This is a genomic window from Olsenella sp. An270, from assembly GCF_002159735.1.
GTDB lineage: Bacteria > Actinomycetota > Coriobacteriia > Coriobacteriales > Atopobiaceae > Thermophilibacter.
This window is the reverse complement of record NZ_NFJF01000006.1, coordinates 156834-172776: the sequence shown is the minus strand read 5'-3', so window position 1 is coordinate 172776 and position 15943 is coordinate 156834. Positions and strand designations below refer to the sequence as shown.

The window sequence follows — 15943 nt, the reverse complement described above, 5'->3', positions numbered from 1 at the left end:
TTGTGCAGAAACCGTGGAGGCGCCGATTCTCGCCCCCGCACGCCGCGCGGGTGCGTATAGTTAATCCCCGCGCAGCGACGAGCTCACGGCCCACGACCTGCGCGGCGTACCTTGAGAACCGGATACTGCGATCGAAAGATCGACGTGACAGACAAGCGAAATTCGAATTCTGACATCCAAGTCAGAGACGTCAATTTCAGCGAATCCGAGATCAGCGGGATCTATGGACGGGACGGACCGACCACTCACACTGTAAGGCGGCTCAGCGCCGCCTGGCATTTGAACGGAGAGTTCGATCCTGGCTCAGGATGAACGCTGGCGGCGCGCCTAACACATGCAAGTCGAACGGTTAAAGCACCTTCGGGTGTGTATAAAGTGGCGAACGGCTGAGTAACACGTGGGCAACCTGCCCCTCGCACCGGGACAGCCTCGGGAAACCGTGGATAATACCGGATACTCCGGACCCTCCGCATGGCGGGTCCGGGAAAGCCCAGACGGCGAGGGATGGGCCCGCGGCCTGTTAGCTAGTTGGTGGGGCAACGGCCCACCAAGGCGATTATGGGTAGCTGGGTTGAGAGACCGACCAGCCAGATTGGGACTGAGACACGGCCCAGACTCCTACGGGAGGCAGCAGTGGGGAATCTTGCGCAATGGGCGAAAGCCTGACGCAGCGACGCCGCGTGCGGGATGAAGGCCTTCGGGTCGTAAACCGCTTTCAGCAGGGACGAGGCCGCAAGGTGACGGTACCTGCAGAAGAAGCCCCGGCTAACTACGTGCCAGCAGCCGCGGTAATACGTAGGGGGCGAGCGTTATCCGGATTCATTGGGCGTAAAGCGCTCGTAGGCGGTCCGTTAGGTCGGGAGTCAAATCCGGGGGCTCAACCCCCGCCCGCTCCCGATACCGGCGGACTTGAGTTTGGTAGGGGAAGGCGGAATTCCAAGTGTAGCGGTGGAATGCGCAGATATTTGGAAGAACACCGGTGGCGAAGGCGGCCTTCTGGGCCACAACTGACGCTGAGGAGCGAAAGCTAGGGGAGCGAACAGGATTAGATACCCTGGTAGTCCTAGCCGTAAACGATGGACACTAGGTGTGGGGGGAACGTCCCTCCGTGCCGCAGCTAACGCATTAAGTGTCCCGCCTGGGGAGTACGGCCGCAAGGCTAAAACTCAAAGGAATTGACGGGGGCCCGCACAAGCAGCGGAGCATGTGGCTTAATTCGAAGCAACGCGAAGAACCTTACCAGGGCTTGACATCTAGGTGAAGCGGCGGAAACGCCGTGGCCGAGAGGAGCCTAGACAGGTGGTGCATGGCTGTCGTCAGCTCGTGTCGTGAGATGTTGGGTTAAGTCCCGCAACGAGCGCAACCCTCGTCGCATGTTGCCAGCGGTTCGGCCGGGCACCCATGCGAGACCGCCGGCGTCAAGCCGGAGGAAGGTGGGGATGACGTCAAGTCATCATGCCCCTTATGTCCTGGGCTGCACACGTGCTACAATGGCCGGCACAATGGGCTGCCACTGCGCGAGCAGGAGCGAATCCCCAAAGCCGGTCCCAGTTCGGATTGGAGGCTGCAACCCGCCTCCATGAAGTCGGAGTTGCTAGTAATCGCGGATCAGCACGCCGCGGTGAATAAGTTCCCGGGCCTTGTACACACCGCCCGTCACACCACCCGAGTCGATTGCACCCGAAGTCGTCGGCCCAACCCGCAAGGGAGGGAGGCGCCGAAGGTGTGGTTGGTAAGGGGGGTGAAGTCGTAACAAGGTAGCCGTACCGGAAGGTGCGGCTGGATCACCTCCTTTCTAGGGAGAATCACCTCTTCTAGAGAAGACATCAGACGGACGCCCCGTCCATCCCAGCTGAGAGTCAGTCGCGTCGCGCGAGAGCGCGCAGTGTCCGGTCCCCGGGGCACGCCCCCGCCGTACCTTGAGAGCTGCATAGCGTGACGAAGATTCTTCTTCAAAAAGATCGCATCTCATTTACGAGTATGTTCGAGCCATCGAAGAGAAGATGGTAAGGGCAAACGGTGGATGCCTTGGCACAGGAAGCCGACGAAGGACGCGACAAGCTGCGATAAGCCACGGTTAGGGGCACTTACCCGCTCGACCCGTGGATCTCCGAATGGGAAAACCCGGCGGGAGTCATTTCCCGTCACGCCCGGCTGAACACATAGGCCGGGCCGAGGCAACCGGGGGAACTGAAACATCTAAGTACCCCGAGGAAGAGAAATCAAACGAGATTCCCCTAGTAGTGGCGAGCGAACGGGGACCTAGGACAAACCGGCGGCCGCGCAAGCGCCGCCGGGGTTGTAGGGCCGCACATCGTGCAGTTACAAAACCTCGTGGAAGCGGAATGGCATGGGAAGGCCAGCGGGACAGGGTTAGAGCCCCGTACGCGAATCCGCGAGGACTGCCGTGCGGTACCTGAGTACCGCCGGACACGTGAAACCCGGTGGGAACCTGGGGGGTCCACCCTCCAATCCTAAATACTCTCCTGTGACCGATAGTGGACCAGTACCGTGAGGGAAAGGTGAAAAGCACCCCGGGAGGGGAGTGAAATAGTACCTGAAACCGTTTGCCTACAAGCAGTCGGAGCACCCCTCGGGGTGTGACGGCGTGCCTTTTGTAGAATGAGCCAGCGAGTTACGGTGCGTGGCGAGGTTAAGCCAGCAAGCGAGCCGCAGCGAAAGCGAGTCCGAAATGGGCGCTTAGTCGCGCGCCGTAGACGCGAAGCCGGGTGAGCTATCCATGGGCAGGCTGAAGCGGGGGTAAGACCCCGTGGAGGGCCGAACCCACCTAGGTTGAAAACTGGGGGGATGACCTGTGGATAGGAGTGAAAGGCCTATCAAACCCGGAGATATCTCGTTCTCCCCGAAATAGCTTTAGGGCTAGCCTCGGACGTTTACCTGCGGGGGTAGAGCACTGAATGGACGCGGGGGCCTCACCGCCTACCAACTCCAATCAAACTCCGAATACCGCCGGTCCAGAGTCCGGGAGTCAGAACATGTGGGCTAAGCTGTGTGTTCGAAAGGGAAACAGCCCAGACCGCCCGCTAAGGTCCCGAAGTCCATGCTAAGTGGCAAAGGATGTGCGTTTGCTCAGACAACCAGGATGTTGGCTTAGAAGCAGCCATTCATTTAAAGAGTGCGTAATAGCTCACTGGTCGAGTGGACATGCGCCGACAATATACGGGGCTAAGCATGGCACCGAAGCGGCGGACTAGATTTTTCTAGTGGTAGGGGAGCTTTCCGTCCGCGGCGAAGCGCCGGGGTGACCCGACGTGGAGCGGCCGGAAGTGAGAATGCTGGCATGAGTAACGAGAGCGGCGTGAAAAACGCCGCCGCCGTAAACCCAAGGTTTCCTGGGCAAGGCTAATCCTCCCAGGGTCAGTCGGGAGCTAAGGCGAGGCCGGAAGGCGTAGCCGATGCACAGCAGGTTGACATTCCTGCACCTCCGAACGGACGCTATCACCGATGGGGCGACGGAGAAGGGTAGCTGAACGGGGTTCTGGACGTCCCCGCGATGGCACGTAGGCTGGGGGGTAGTGAAACGCGCCCCCCGCGAAGGCTGAGGTGCCGGACGAAGCGATTGAGTGAAGTCAGTGAGCCCATGCTTCCAAGAAAACCCTCTAGGGAGCCCGCAGGAGCCCGTACCGCAAACCGACACAGGTGGGTGGGTAGAGCATACCAAGGCGATCGGGAGAACCATGGTTAAGGAACTCGGCAAAATTACCCCGTAACTTCGGGAGAAGGGGTGCCGCCTCGGGTGGAGGGACTTGCTCCCCGAGCCCAGGGCGGTCACAGTAAATAGGCCCAAGCGACTGTTTATCAAAAACACAGGACTCTGCTGAAGTCGTAAGACGACGTATAGGGTCTGACGCCTGCCCGGTGCCGGAAGGTCACGAGGAGCCGTCAGCGCGAGCGAAGCGGCGAATCCAAGCCCCGGTAAACGGCGGCCGTAACTATAACGGTCCTAAGGTAGCGAAATTCCTTGTCGGGTAAGTTCCGACCTGCACGAAAGGCGTAACGATTTGGGCGCTGTCTCAACCATGGACCCGGTGAAATTGCACTAGTCGTGAAGATGCGACTTACCCGCGGAAGGACGGAAAGACCCCGTGAACCTTTACTGCAGCTTGACATTGGCTGCCGGTTCGTCGTGTAGAGGATAGGTGGGAGACGCTGAACCAGGGACGCCAGTCTCTGGGGAGTCGCCCTTGGAATACCACCCTCGACGTTCTGGCATCCTAACCCGCGACCGTTATCCGGCGTGGGGACCGTGTCAGGTGGGTAGTTTGACTGGGGCGGTCGCCTCCTAAAATGTAACGGAGGCGCACGTAAGGTCTGCTCAGGACGGTCGGCAACCGTCCCTTTGAGTGCAAGAGCATAAGCAGGCTTGACTGCGAGACAAACAAGTCGAGCAGATGGGAAACCAGGTTCTAGTGATCCGGCGGCTCAGTGTGGTATGGCCGTCGCTCAACGGATAAAAGGTACTCCGGGGATAACAGGCTGATCTTCCCCAAGAGTCCACATCGACGGGAAGGTTTGGCACCTCGATGTCGGCTCATCGCATCCTGGGGCCGGAGCAGGTCCCAAGGGTATGGCTGTTCGCCATTTAAAGCGGTACGCGAGCTGGGTTCAGAACGTCGTGAGACAGTTCGGTCCCTATCCTCCGTGGGCGTAGGAGAACTGAGGGAGGCTGCCCCTAGTACGAGAGGACCGGGGTGGACGGACCTCCGGTGTACGGGTTGTCGACCAACGGCATCGCCCGGTAGCTGAGTCCGGTTCGGATAACCGCTGAAAGCATCTAAGCGGGAAGCCAGTCCCGAGATGAGTTCTCCCTTCGGTAAGGCCACTCGTAGACTACGAGTTCGATAGGCCGCAGATGTAAGCGCTGCGAGGCGTTGAGTCGAGCGGTACTAATCGGCCGAGCTCTTCTCTTCACACCCTCGCTCGAACGCGATCTTCGCGGAGTCTCGACGTCACGCTGTGCGGCCCCCAGGGCACGGCCTCGGCCGCCCCTGACAGCAGAATGCCCCTTGTTGGTCAGCGACCATGGCAGGGGAGGCACACCCGGTCCCATTCCGAACCCGGAAGTTAAGCCCCCGAGCGCCGATGGTACTGCGGAGTAGTCCGTGGGAGAGCAGGACGTCGCTGACCAACAAGGGGCATTTTCATGTCTCGAGAGCTCACTTTCTTTCATTTGTCTGACACTTATCTGACTTCAGAAAAATACACACATACCGAAAAGACAATAAGCAAAACGTTAAGTCTGATACCGTTTCCCTAGTTGTCGAACCGCCAGCTGCTACGGGAGGGCCCGTTTATGGAAACGCGTATCGAATCGAGCGCCGCATCATGCCCGGCCATTGCACCCAACGTCCCCTCGACGCCTGCCGAGCGCGTCGCCATGGCCTTCTTCGGGTCGAGCGGTACGCTGCGGCCCACGATCGTCGCCATCTGCGCCGAGCCCGGGATGGGCCGGGAGGACGTCATGTCGAGGGTGCTCGCGCTCGCGAGGGCGCAGGGCGCGCGCGTCGTCCGACGCGACTTCCGTGACGCCACGCCGGGCGCCGCGTGCAGATCCCTCGTTCGTCTCGCCAAGCAGCTCTCCGAGGGCGGCTCCGTCGTCGCCGTGGGCATCTACGAGCTTCCGCCGTCCGACGAGTCTCAGGTCGTCCGACAGGCCCGCGCAATCAGGCGCATGAGGGACGCCGGGGCGGCGGTGCTTCTCGTCGTGAGGCCCGAGGCGCGTCAGCTCCTCGAGGCGCTCCCCGAGCGCCTCTCCATAGCCGCGGAGACGCTGCTCTACTCCCCGGCGCAGCTGGGCGGCGAGCGTGCCTCGCAGGCGGTGCTCCGCGTCACTCGCGGCATCCCCCGCCTCGTCAGGGCCGTCTCGACGGCGACCAGGGACTCGTTGGACAGCGAGCTTCCCCTCGAGTACTACGACGCGCTCGCCTCCCTCCTGGAGAGTGCCCTCAGGCCGAGTCTCTCCGATGAGGAACGTCGTCTGAGGCTTGCCATAATCTTGTTGGGTGGCGCGTCGACAAGTGAGCTGCGCGAGGTTCTCGGCACCCTGCACGACGACCTTCTCGCAAGCCTGGGGGACGGTGCGCCGCTCTTTGGCCTCGCGAGGGATCTCACGGTGTTCAACTGCCTCTCCGGTGCCGTTCCCGGCGCGCTTTCGACCTGTCTGCGCCGTGTCGCGCCCACGAGCGCGCTCTTCCCGGACGTCGCCTCGGCGTGCCTCTCCCACCTCGTCGAGCGCGGTCGTATCGCCCGCGCCTCGATCCTGGCGACGCTCCCCGAGTGCGTGCCCGCGCTTCCGGTCGTGGCGGAGCACGCGGCCGAGTTCATCGACGCGGGGGAGTGCAGGCTCGTCCTCCATGCCGCCGAGGTGGCGGAGGGCCTCGACGAGGGGGACCGCTCGCGCATCCGGACGGTCGTGAGGGCGCTCGACACCCATGGTGCCTGCCCCCTTCCTCGCGAGATGACGACCCCTCCGGGAGACGGGAGCGCGCTCGGCCTCCTCGTCGGGTCGAGGCGGCTGCTCCAGGGGAGGGTTCCGAGCCCGGGTCTTGACATCCGGGCGTCCGGGGAGCTCGGCCGTAGGCTCGCGGCGCATGTCGCCGCCTGTTCCCTGATGTTGCGCGGGGCATTTTCGGTCGCGCTCGGGATGCTCCTGGGGACGCCGGAGGAGGCTGGCCGCCCCTGCGTCTCGGGGGCGCTGCTCGCGATCGACCGGGACCTCGCGCAGATGCTGGCCGGAGGGAGCCTCACGGGCGCGGACGAGGCGGTCGAGAGGGCCGGGGAGTTCATCCGCCGCCGACCCCTGCGAGGCCTCTCGGGCTGTCTCGTCATTCACGACCTGGTCCGGGCGGCGCTGGGCTCCGTCGGGGCGAGGGGCGAGGGACTCGGGGGAGTCGCCCTGGGCCACGAGCGGTCCGCAGACCCGGTCGTCCAGGTCGTGGCCCTTCTCGCCGGTGCGTTCGCCGACCTCTGGGGAGGGTCGGTCGCCGGGGCGCTGGTGCGCGCGACGCGCGCCGAGTCGGTCGCGCGCCAGTTTGACTCCGACTACCTCGCGCGCCTTGCCCTGCTGCTCGCCGACGTCTCACGGTTCGTCCTGGGGGACGACATGGCCCCGAGGGTCGCAGAGGAGCCGCGGGACGACCTGGACGAGGTGACCACGCTCGTGTGGGAGGTGATGCTCACCGCGGAGGGGGAGCGGCTGGTCGCGGCGTCTCCCCGGGACGAGGTCCCGTGGGACGCCCTGTGGCTGATCCGGGCGCTCCTCGCGTGCCCGCGAGAGATCTCCGCGGGCCTCCTCGAGCACATGCCGGCTCGGTGGAGGAGGGCTCTGCCGCGGCCCAAGCCGGCATCGCGGGAGCCCGAGCCGCCGGTGAGCGAGCCTCCGCGGGCGCCCGAGCCTGCTTTCCCGGAGGCGTCCAAGCCGGTCAGGGTCTCACTTCTCGGTGGCTTTGCGCTCTCGGTCCGGGGACGGCGCGTGCCCGAGGAGCGGCTGAACCGCAGGAACACGAAGTCGATGCTGACCTACCTCGTCCTGCACGGCGGCCGGGCGAAGCGGTTCCAGGTGGCCGAGCAGGTCTGGCCGGACTGTGACTACACGCTGGGGTTTGGCAGGGTGTACCAGGCGACGACCGCCCTCCGCTCGATCGTGGCGGAGGTAGACGATACCCTGAGCCTGTTCGTCTCGAGTCGGAAGAGCGGGGAGGTGACCATCGACATGGGCCTGGTCTCCTGTGACGTCCCCGAGTTCCGAGCGCTCGCTCGAGAGGCCGTGGACAGCCATGACGCCGAGCGGTCGCTCGAGTGCGCGCAGGCGGCGGAGAGGCTCTACGCGGGGGACCTCTACCTGCCCCCGTCGGACGCGACCGGCTTCGTGGCGAGCGTGCGAGCCGAGCTCAAGTGCCTGTACGCGGACGCGATGGTGGAGGGGAGCGCGGCAGCCCTCGAGCTCGGGCGGGACCGCACGGCGGTGCGGCTCGCCGAGAACGCGGTGATGGCGGACGAGATGAGGGAGGATGCGGTCTCGGCGCTGGTCAGGGCCCTCACAGCCTGCGGCCGCGAGGCGGACGCCGCGAGGGAGCGCCGCGCCTTCGAGGGCAGGGTCGCCCGTCTCGCGAGGCGCGGCCGCGGAAGCCGGACGCGCGACGCCCGACGGGGAGGGGAGGCGCGGCCCGAGCATGCCGGGACCCCCTAGCGCGCACGGTGCGCTTTTGGTGAGCCCTGCCCGCCCAGCGCGCGGCGGGTCTTGTCAATGAGTAAAGTATCGAGCGAGTGACTATGCGCTCAGCGCACGACAAAGGGAGACCCATGCCCAACTTCCTCTCCAAGATCCTTTCCATGGGCGCCGACCGCGAGCTCAAGGAGTTCGAGCGACTCACGGCCCGCGTGAACGAGCTCGAGCCGCGCTTCAAGGCCATGGCGGACGAGGAGCTCCACGGGATGACGGCGCTCCTCCGGGAGCGTCATGCCCAGGGTGAGACGCTCGACGACCTCCTGCCCGAGGCGTTCGCTGCCGTGCGCGAGGCGTCCGTCCGCACGATCGGGCTGCGCCACTTCGACGTCCAGATCGTCGGCGGCATAGCCCTGCACCGCGGGACCATCGCGGAGATGAAGACCGGCGAGGGCAAGACGCTCGTCTCGACGCTCGCCGGCTACCTCAACGCCATCCCCGGCAAGGGCGTCCACATCGTCACCGTGAACGACTACCTCGCCCGCCGAGACAGCGAGTGGATGGGGAGCATCTACCGGTTCCTGGGCATGAACGTGGGCCTCATCCAGAACGGCATGCGCCCCGCCATGAAGAAGCCGGCCTACGAGGCCGACGTGACGTACGGCACCAACTCGGAGTTCGGCTTCGACTACCTCCGCGACAACATGGTCACCAGGCCGGGCATGCGCGTCCAGCGCGGGCACCACTACGCCATCGTGGACGAGGCCGACTCCATCCTCATCGACGAGGCGAGGACGCCCCTCATCATCTCCGGCGCCGGCACCAAGTCGGCGAGCACCTACAAGGACTTCGCGCGTGCCGTGCGCGGCCTCATCCCCGACGTCGACTTCGAAATGGACGAGGCCAAGCACACGATCGCGACGACCGAGGCGGGTCTCGAGAAGGTCGAGCGCGCGCTCGGCATCGACGACATCTACGGCGATCCCTCCGGCCAGTACGTGAACCACCTGCAGCAGGCGCTCAAGGCCGAGTACATGTTCCACCGCGACCAGCAGTACGTGGTCGTCGACGGCGAGGTGAAGATCGTCGATGAGTTCACCGGTCGCATCATGGAGGGAAGGCGCTACTCCGAGGGCCTGCACCAGGCCATCGAGGCGAAAGAGGGCGTGTACGTCCGCGAGGAGAACCAGACCCTCGCCACCATCACGCTCCAGAACTACTTCCTCATGTACGACAAGCTCTCGGGCATGACGGGCACCGCCATGACCGAGGACGCGGAGTTCCGCGAGGTCTACCACATCCCCGTCACGGTGATCCCGCCCAACAAGCCCGTGGTCCGCGTGGATCACGACGACCTCGTCTATCGCACGGTGGAGGCAAAGTTCAACGCCGTCGCCGATGACGTCGCAAGGCGCCACGAGATGGGCCAGCCGTGCCTGGTGGGCACCGTCTCGATCGAGAGCTCCGAGCGCCTCTCGAGCATCCTGAAGAAGCGTGGCATCAAGCACGACGTGCTCAACGCCAAGCACCACGAGCGCGAGGCGCACATCGTCGCGCAGGCGGGCCGCTTCGGCGCGGTCACCATCGCCACGAACATGGCCGGCCGAGGCACGGACATCCTGCTAGGCGGAAGCCCCTCGGAGCTCGCCCGCGAGGAGGTCCTGGGCGGGGACTTCGGTCTCGACGCGGCGACGATGGAGGAGGTCCTGGGGGGCACCTTCTTCGAGCGCGTGAAGGCATGCGAGGAACTCGGCCTCTCCGAGGAGCTGTCCGACGCCTCGATCGACGACGTCGTCGACGCCCTCGTCAGGGGGACCGACGTCGCGGACGGCGCGGACGGCGCGGGCGACAACGAGGTCGCCGCGGTGTCGGCCACCTTCAAGAAGATGGGCATCGCCAAGGACGAGGACGCCGCGCGGCTCATGGCCGTCTCCAGGATTCTCCACGAGAGCGGCCTCGACGCGGACGAGAGCATGATCGCGCCCGCCGACCCCTCCTCGAAGAGGGGCCGCGAGTGGAAGAAGGAGCGCAAGGACTACCTCAAGGAGGTGGGGCTGTCCGAGAGCACGGGCGACGACGCACTCGCCGCCGTTGCCCGAGCGGTGAGGGTCGCACGCGTCTACCGGGTCCTCAGGGCCTACGACGAGGCCCTGGACCGGGCACGCGACGCCTGTGCTGCGGAGGGGAAGCGCGTCAGGGACGTGGGCGGCCTGTGCGTCATCGGCACCGAGCGCCATGAGAGCCGTCGCATCGACAACCAGCTCCGCGGCCGCTCGGGCCGTCAGGGCGACAAGGGCGAGACCCAGTTCTACCTCTCCCTCGAGGACGATCTCATGCGCCTGTTCGGCGGGGAGCGCATGGACCGGATCTCCGCCATGATGCAGAAGTACGACATGCCCGACAGCACGCCGATCCAGGCCAAGCTCGTCACCAAGGCCGTGGAGAGCGCGCAGCGCAAGGTCGAGCAGGTCAACTTCGCCATGCGCAAGAACGTCCTCGACTACGACAACGTCATGAACACCCAGCGCCAGGTCATCTACGAGGAGCGCAACAAGATCCTCGACGGCAAGGACCTCATGGCCCGCATCGACGAGGTGACCTACGACACCGTCCAGCGCGAGGTCTCCGGCTTCTGCCCCGAGGGCCGCAACCACGACGAGTGGGACGTGCGCGGGCTCCAAAAGTGGCTCGAGGAGCTCACCGGGCGCAAGGACGTCCCCGAGGTGACCGACGACCAGGACGAGGGCGACGTCGTCGACGCCGTCAACGAGTACGTCGGGCGCTGCTTCGACGAGAAGACCGCGAGGCTCGGCGAGGCGCCGATGCACGCCCTCGCCTCCCAGGTCATGCTCCGCGTCATCGACACGCGCTGGATGCTCTACCTCCAGGAGATGGACTACCTCAAGACCGGCATCGCCCTGCGCGGCTTTGGCCAGCGTGACCCGCTCGTGGAGTACAAGAGCGAGGCCTACGCCGCCTTCGGCGAGCTGGTGAACACCATGTACGAGGACTTCCTGCGCACGATCCTGCGCCTCGAGGTCGCCGTGCGCCCGCCCGCGGCGCCCGCCGCCGACGAGGAGCCGAGCGAGCTGCGCGGCGCCCGCTACTCGGGTCCCGCCGAGGTCGACGGCGACCAGGGCCCCCGCCGCGTCGTCCCGACGCCCTCCGCGGGGGCGCGCCCCGCGCCGGCCCCCACGGCAAAGCCCCAGACGTACCGCAAGTCGGACGACCCCGACCCCTACGTCGGCGTGGGCAGGAACGAGCCCTGCCCCTGCGGGAGCGGCAAGAAGTTCAAGAACTGCCACGGCAGGAACCGCTAGATGGCGGAGCTCACGAGGCCCGACCTCGAGGCGCTCTCGTCGCGCCTCGCGGAGGTCGAGGGGTACCTGCACATCGACGAGCGCCGCGGCCAGGTGAGCGAGCTCGAGGCGAAGAGCGCCGAGCCCGGCTTCTGGGACGACGCGGAGGCGGCCCGCGAGACGATGGCGCGGCTCGCCGCGGCCCGCGACGACGTCGAGAGCATCGACGCCGCCCGCGCCCGGCTCGAGGACGCCCGCGCGGCGCTCGAGCTCGCCGACGAGACAGGTGACGAGGACCTTCTCGCCGAGGCGTCGTCGATCGCCGCCGCGCTGGAGGACGACCTCTCCGAGCTCGAGCTCTCGAGTTGGTTCACCGACGAGCTCGACCACGGGGACGCCATCGTCACCATCACCCCCGGCCAGGGCGGCCTGGAGGCGCAGGACTGGTGCGAGATGCTCTTCCGCATGTACCAGCGCTACTGCGACCGCCGGGGCTGGAAGGTCACCGTCAACGACGCCGAGCCCGGCGAGGTCATCGGCCTCGACCGCGCGACCTTCACCGTGAGCGGGAAGAACGCCTACGGGATGCTGCGCGCCGAGCAGGGCGTGCACCGACTCGTGCGCATCTCGCCCACCGACGCCAAGAAGCGCCGCCAGACGACCTTCGCCGGGGTCGAGGTCCTTCCGGTCCTGCCCGACGACGTCGAGGTCGAGATCGACCCGAACGACCTGCGCATCGACGTGTACCATGCCTCCGGCCACGGCGGCCAGGGCGTCAACACGACCGACTCCGCGGTCCGCATCACGCACCTTCCCACCGGCATCGTCGTGACGTGCCAGAACGAGCGCAGCCAGCTCCAGAACAAGGCGTTCGCGATGAGCGTCCTCAGGAGCCGCCTCTACGAGATGGAGCTCGCCCGCCGCGCCGAGGAGCTCGACGAGCTGCGCGGCCCCAAGCACGACATCGGCTTCGGCAACCAGATCAGGAGCTACGTGCTCTATCCCTACCAGCTCGTCAAGGACCTGCGCACGGGCGTGGAGACGGGCAACGTGGACGCGGTGCTCCAGGACGGTGACCTCGACGAGTTCGTCGTCGGCTACCACCGCTGGGCCGTCGGCGGGGGTGACGAGCGGTGAGCGCCATCCCCTGGCGCACCGCCGTCCGTGACACCCTGCTGATCGTCGCCGGCTCGATCGTCTTCGCGATAGGCGTTGACGTCTTCGAGGTCCCCTACGGCCTCGCCGCCGGCGGCGTGACGGGCCTCGCGATGGTCTTCTCGGCCATCGCCGGGACCTTTGGCGTCGCGCTGCCCGTCGGCCTTCAGACGATCGTCATGAACGCGCTGCTCATGGTCCTGGTGGTTCGCTCCGGGAGCCGCGGCTACGTGGCGCGCACCGTCGCCGGCATCATTGCGTGCGGCTTCTTCACCGACGCGCTCGTCCCCTTCCTTCCGGTGGTCGGCGGCGAGCAGGACCTGCTGCTCTGCGCGCTCTGGGGCGGCGTCGTCACCGGCCTGGGCCTGGGCCTGGTCTTCAGGACGGGCGGCAACACCGGCGGCACCGACATCGTGGCGCAGGTCCTGTCGAGAAGGACCGGCCTGCCGGTGGGCACCTCGGTCATCATCGTCGACGGCCTCATCATCGCCCTCTCCGCGACGGTCTTCTCGGTGGAGCAGGCGCTCTACGCCGCCGTCGCGATGTTCATCTCCGGCAAGGTAATCGACGCGGTGGTGGACGGCCCCGGCGCCGCCCGCGCCGCCTACATCATCTCCGAGCGCCACGAGGAGATCGCGCACGAGATCCTGCACACCCTCGAGCGCGGCTGCACCCGGCTCGAGGCGCGCGGCATGTGGAGCGGCGAGGAGCGACCGGTGCTCTTCTGCGTGCTCAGCCGCTCCGAGACCGTGTGGCTCAAGCAGACCGTCGCGCAGTGCGACCCGAGCGCCATCGTGGTCATCTCCGAGGTGCACGAGGTCTTTGGCGAGGGCTTCCGCCAGATCCGGGCCTAGCCGCCGCGCGGTCCCTCTCGCCCGTTGCCTCCCGCACTTCCCGCGTGTCGCGGAGGCTATGCCGCATCCGCGAGGTTATGCGACATCGACGAGGTTGTGCGCACGTTGCTCCGTCACGTATCCGCAGCTACAGATGCCGGCGAGAAGAACCTGCGCGCGGGACCATGCCGCATAACCTGACGGTTGCCGCATACCCTGGCGAGTCCCGACCGCTCGGCCCCTCCGTTCCCCGAGTCGCCCCGCCCGGGGTCGCCCCGTGGGATACTCGACTTCTGAGCGGCCGCGCGCCGAGGCGAGGACGGGGGAGGACCGATGTTGAGCGACCTTCTGGACGAGGGGCTGGTCCAGCTCGGCGTGGAGGCGACCGACTGGGAGGATGCCGTGAGGAAGTCCGCGGCGCCTCTCGTGGAGCTGGGGATGGCCACTGCGGGCTACGTCGACGACATCGTCCGGGGCGTCCGCGAGCTCGGCCCCTACGTGGTCGTCGCGCCCCACGTGGCGCTTCCCCACGCCCGTCCCGAGAGCGGCGCACTCAGGGCGGCGATCGGGGTCGTGACCCTGGCGAGCCCCGTCCCCTTTGGCAGCGAGGAGAACGACCCGGTGCGCTTCCTTTTCCCGCTCGCCGCGACCGACAGCGACGGCCACCTCGGCGCGCTGCAGGCGCTCGTGGAGCTGCTGCGCGCCCCCGCCTTTCTCGGCCGCTTGGAGCGTGCGGCCAGCGCCGCCGAGGTCGTCGAGATAATCCGGGAGATGGAGGGCGCGCCGGAGTGACGCGTCCTGCCGGTGGCGGGCAAAACCCTGCACGTCGTGGCAGTCTGCCCGGGAAACCCCCGCGGTGATGGTATCGTCTTTTCGAATGGGCGCACCGACGCCTAGACAAAATGAGACGCGAGCCTAAGGGGGAAACATGAAGTTCTTCATCGACACCGCCGACCTCGACGAGATCCGTGAGGCCCTGTCCTGGGGCTGCCTCGCCGGCGTCACCACCAACCCGTCGCTGTACGCCCGCACCGGCGGCAAGCTCGCCGACTTCGAGGGCCACATGGTCAAGATCGCGGAGCTCTGCGAGGGCCTGCCCGTCTCCGCCGAGTCCCAGGCGAAGACCACCGAGGACATGATCGCCGACGGCCGTCGCCTCTCCGCGCTGGCCCCCAACATCGTGGTCAAGCTCCCGATCTGCGCCGAGGCGCTCGCGGCCACGCACCAGCTCGCCTCCGAGGGCGTCCGCATCAACATGACGCTGGTCTTCTCGGCCCCGCAGGCCCTTCTCGCCGCCAACGCCGGCGCGCGCTACATCAGCCCGTTCGTCGGCCGCTTCGATGACATCGCCGAGGACGGCATCTCCCAGCTCGCCGACGTCGTGGCCGCCATCGGCAACTACGACTGGTCGGGCAAGAACGTCGACGACCAGGTGGAGATCATCACCGCCTCCGTGCGCACGCCCAACCACGTGACGCAGGCGGCCCTGCTCGGCGCCGACATCGCCACCGTGCCGTTTGGCGCGCTCAAGAAGTGCCTCAAGCACCCGCTGACCGACCAGGGCATGGCCGCCTTCGACGCCGACTGGGCCAAGGTCGTCGCCGCGCAGTAGGACCGGCGAGGAAACGAAGGAGACACCATGACAGACACCGAGCTCGCGCGCGTCGCCAACGAGATCCGCAAGGGCGTCATCGTTGGCACGCACGCCGCCAAGTCGGGTCACCCGGGCGGCTCGCTCTCCGCCGCGGACATCTTTGCGTACCTCTACTTCGAGGAGATGAACGTGGACCCGGCCGACCCGAGGAAGGCCGACCGCGACCGCTTCGTCCTCTCCAAGGGCCACACGGCTCCGGGCCTCTATGCGGCCCTCGCGGAGCGCGGCTTCTTCCCCAAGGAGGACCTCGAGACGCTGCGCCACATCGGCAGCCACCTCCAGGGCCACCCCAACATGAACGACACGCCGGGCGTGGACATGTCCACCGGCTCGCTCGGCCAGGGCATCTCCGCCGCCGTGGGCATGGCGCTCGCCGCCAAGCACTGGGGCGACGACTACCGCGTCTACACGCTGCTCGGCGACGGCGAGATCGAGGAGGGCCAGGTCTGGGAGGCGGCCATGTTCGCCGGCAACCACGGCCTCGACAACCTGGTCGTGATCGTGGACCACAACGGCCTGCAGATCGACGGCACCATCGAGGAGGTCAACTCCGCGATGCCCATCGCCGACAAGTTCCGCGCGTTCAAGTTCCACGTGATCGAGCTCGCCGACGGCAACGACATGGCGCAGATCCGCGCCGCCTTCGACGCTGCCCGCGAGGTGAAGGGGCGGCCCGTGTGCATCGTGGCCGAGACCGTCAAGGGCAAGGGCGTCTCCTTCATGGAGGGCCAGGTCGGCTGGCACGGCAAGGCCCCGAACGACGAGCAGTTCGAGCAGGCCATGGCCGAGCTCGAGGCTGCGGGGAAGGAGCTCTAGG

7 protein-coding genes and 3 rRNA genes are annotated in these 15943 nt (G+C 66.5%); all 10 read left to right on the top strand.

The features are described from left to right. The first annotated feature begins 280 nt into the window (after positions 1-280). The 10 genes from B5F73_RS07960 to B5F73_RS07915 all read left to right on the top strand — a co-directional run bounded on the left by B5F73_RS07960 (position 281) and on the right by B5F73_RS07915 (position 15942). Positions 281-1795: ribosomal RNA gene (locus B5F73_RS07960) — 16S ribosomal RNA — on the top strand. 201 nt (positions 1796-1996) lie between these two features. Then, positions 1997-4931, top strand: a 23S ribosomal RNA gene (locus B5F73_RS07955). Between the two features lie 102 nt (positions 4932-5033). Further along, positions 5034-5148, top strand: a 5S ribosomal RNA gene (rrf, locus tag B5F73_RS07950). The 16S, 23S and 5S rRNA genes sit together here, the layout of an rRNA operon. A 166-nt stretch (positions 5149-5314) precedes the next feature. Then, positions 5315-8209 (top strand): BTAD domain-containing putative transcriptional regulator, encoded by a 2895-nt coding sequence (locus B5F73_RS07945; RefSeq protein ID WP_087227707.1) that lies wholly within the window; start codon positions 5315-5317, stop codon positions 8207-8209. Positions 8210-8322: 113 nt separating this feature from the next. Beyond that, positions 8323-11505 carry a preprotein translocase subunit SecA gene (gene secA, locus B5F73_RS07940; protein ID WP_087227706.1) on the top strand — a complete coding sequence of 1061 codons (3183 nt, stop codon included), beginning with the start codon at positions 8323-8325 and terminating at the stop codon, positions 11503-11505. After that, positions 11506-12621 (top strand): peptide chain release factor 2, encoded by a 1116-nt coding sequence (prfB, locus tag B5F73_RS07935; RefSeq protein ID WP_087227705.1) that lies wholly within the window; start codon positions 11506-11508, stop codon positions 12619-12621. Beyond that, positions 12618-13493 carry a YitT family protein gene (locus B5F73_RS07930; RefSeq protein ID WP_087227704.1) on the top strand — a complete coding sequence of 292 codons (876 nt, stop codon included), beginning with the start codon at positions 12618-12620 and terminating at the stop codon, positions 13491-13493. Before prfB ends, B5F73_RS07930 begins: the two co-directional genes overlap by 4 nt. 312 nt (positions 13494-13805) lie before the next feature. Continuing rightward, the gene (locus B5F73_RS07925; protein ID WP_087227703.1) at positions 13806-14264 is read left to right on the top strand and encodes a PTS sugar transporter subunit IIA; all 459 of its coding nucleotides are present in this window, start codon (positions 13806-13808) and stop codon (positions 14262-14264) included. 136 nt (positions 14265-14400) lie between these two features. Then, positions 14401-15084: a transaldolase family protein gene (locus B5F73_RS07920; protein ID WP_087227702.1), complete on the top strand. Its 684-nt coding sequence runs from the start codon at positions 14401-14403 to the stop codon at positions 15082-15084. Between the two features lie 27 nt (positions 15085-15111). Then, positions 15112-15942 carry a transketolase gene (locus B5F73_RS07915; RefSeq protein ID WP_087227701.1) on the top strand — a complete coding sequence of 277 codons (831 nt, stop codon included), beginning with the start codon at positions 15112-15114 and terminating at the stop codon, positions 15940-15942. Position 15943 lies beyond the last annotated feature (1 nt).

What these genes read in the sequence shown, in the direction of transcription:
- B5F73_RS07945 (WP_087227707.1), top strand. Translation starts at nt 5,315, where the DNA reads ATGGAAACGCGTATCGAATCGAGCGCCGCATCATGCCCGGCCATTGCA.
- secA (WP_087227706.1), top strand. Translation starts at nt 8,323, where the DNA reads ATGCCCAACTTCCTCTCCAAGATCCTTTCCATGGGCGCCGACCGCGAG.
- prfB (WP_087227705.1), top strand. Translation starts at nt 11,506, where the DNA reads ATGGCGGAGCTCACGAGGCCCGACCTCGAGGCGCTCTCGTCGCGCCTC.
- B5F73_RS07925 (WP_087227703.1), top strand. Translation starts at nt 13,806, where the DNA reads ATGTTGAGCGACCTTCTGGACGAGGGGCTGGTCCAGCTCGGCGTGGAG.
- B5F73_RS07920 (WP_087227702.1), top strand. Translation starts at nt 14,401, where the DNA reads ATGAAGTTCTTCATCGACACCGCCGACCTCGACGAGATCCGTGAGGCC.
- B5F73_RS07915 (WP_087227701.1), top strand. Translation starts at nt 15,112, where the DNA reads ATGACAGACACCGAGCTCGCGCGCGTCGCCAACGAGATCCGCAAGGGC.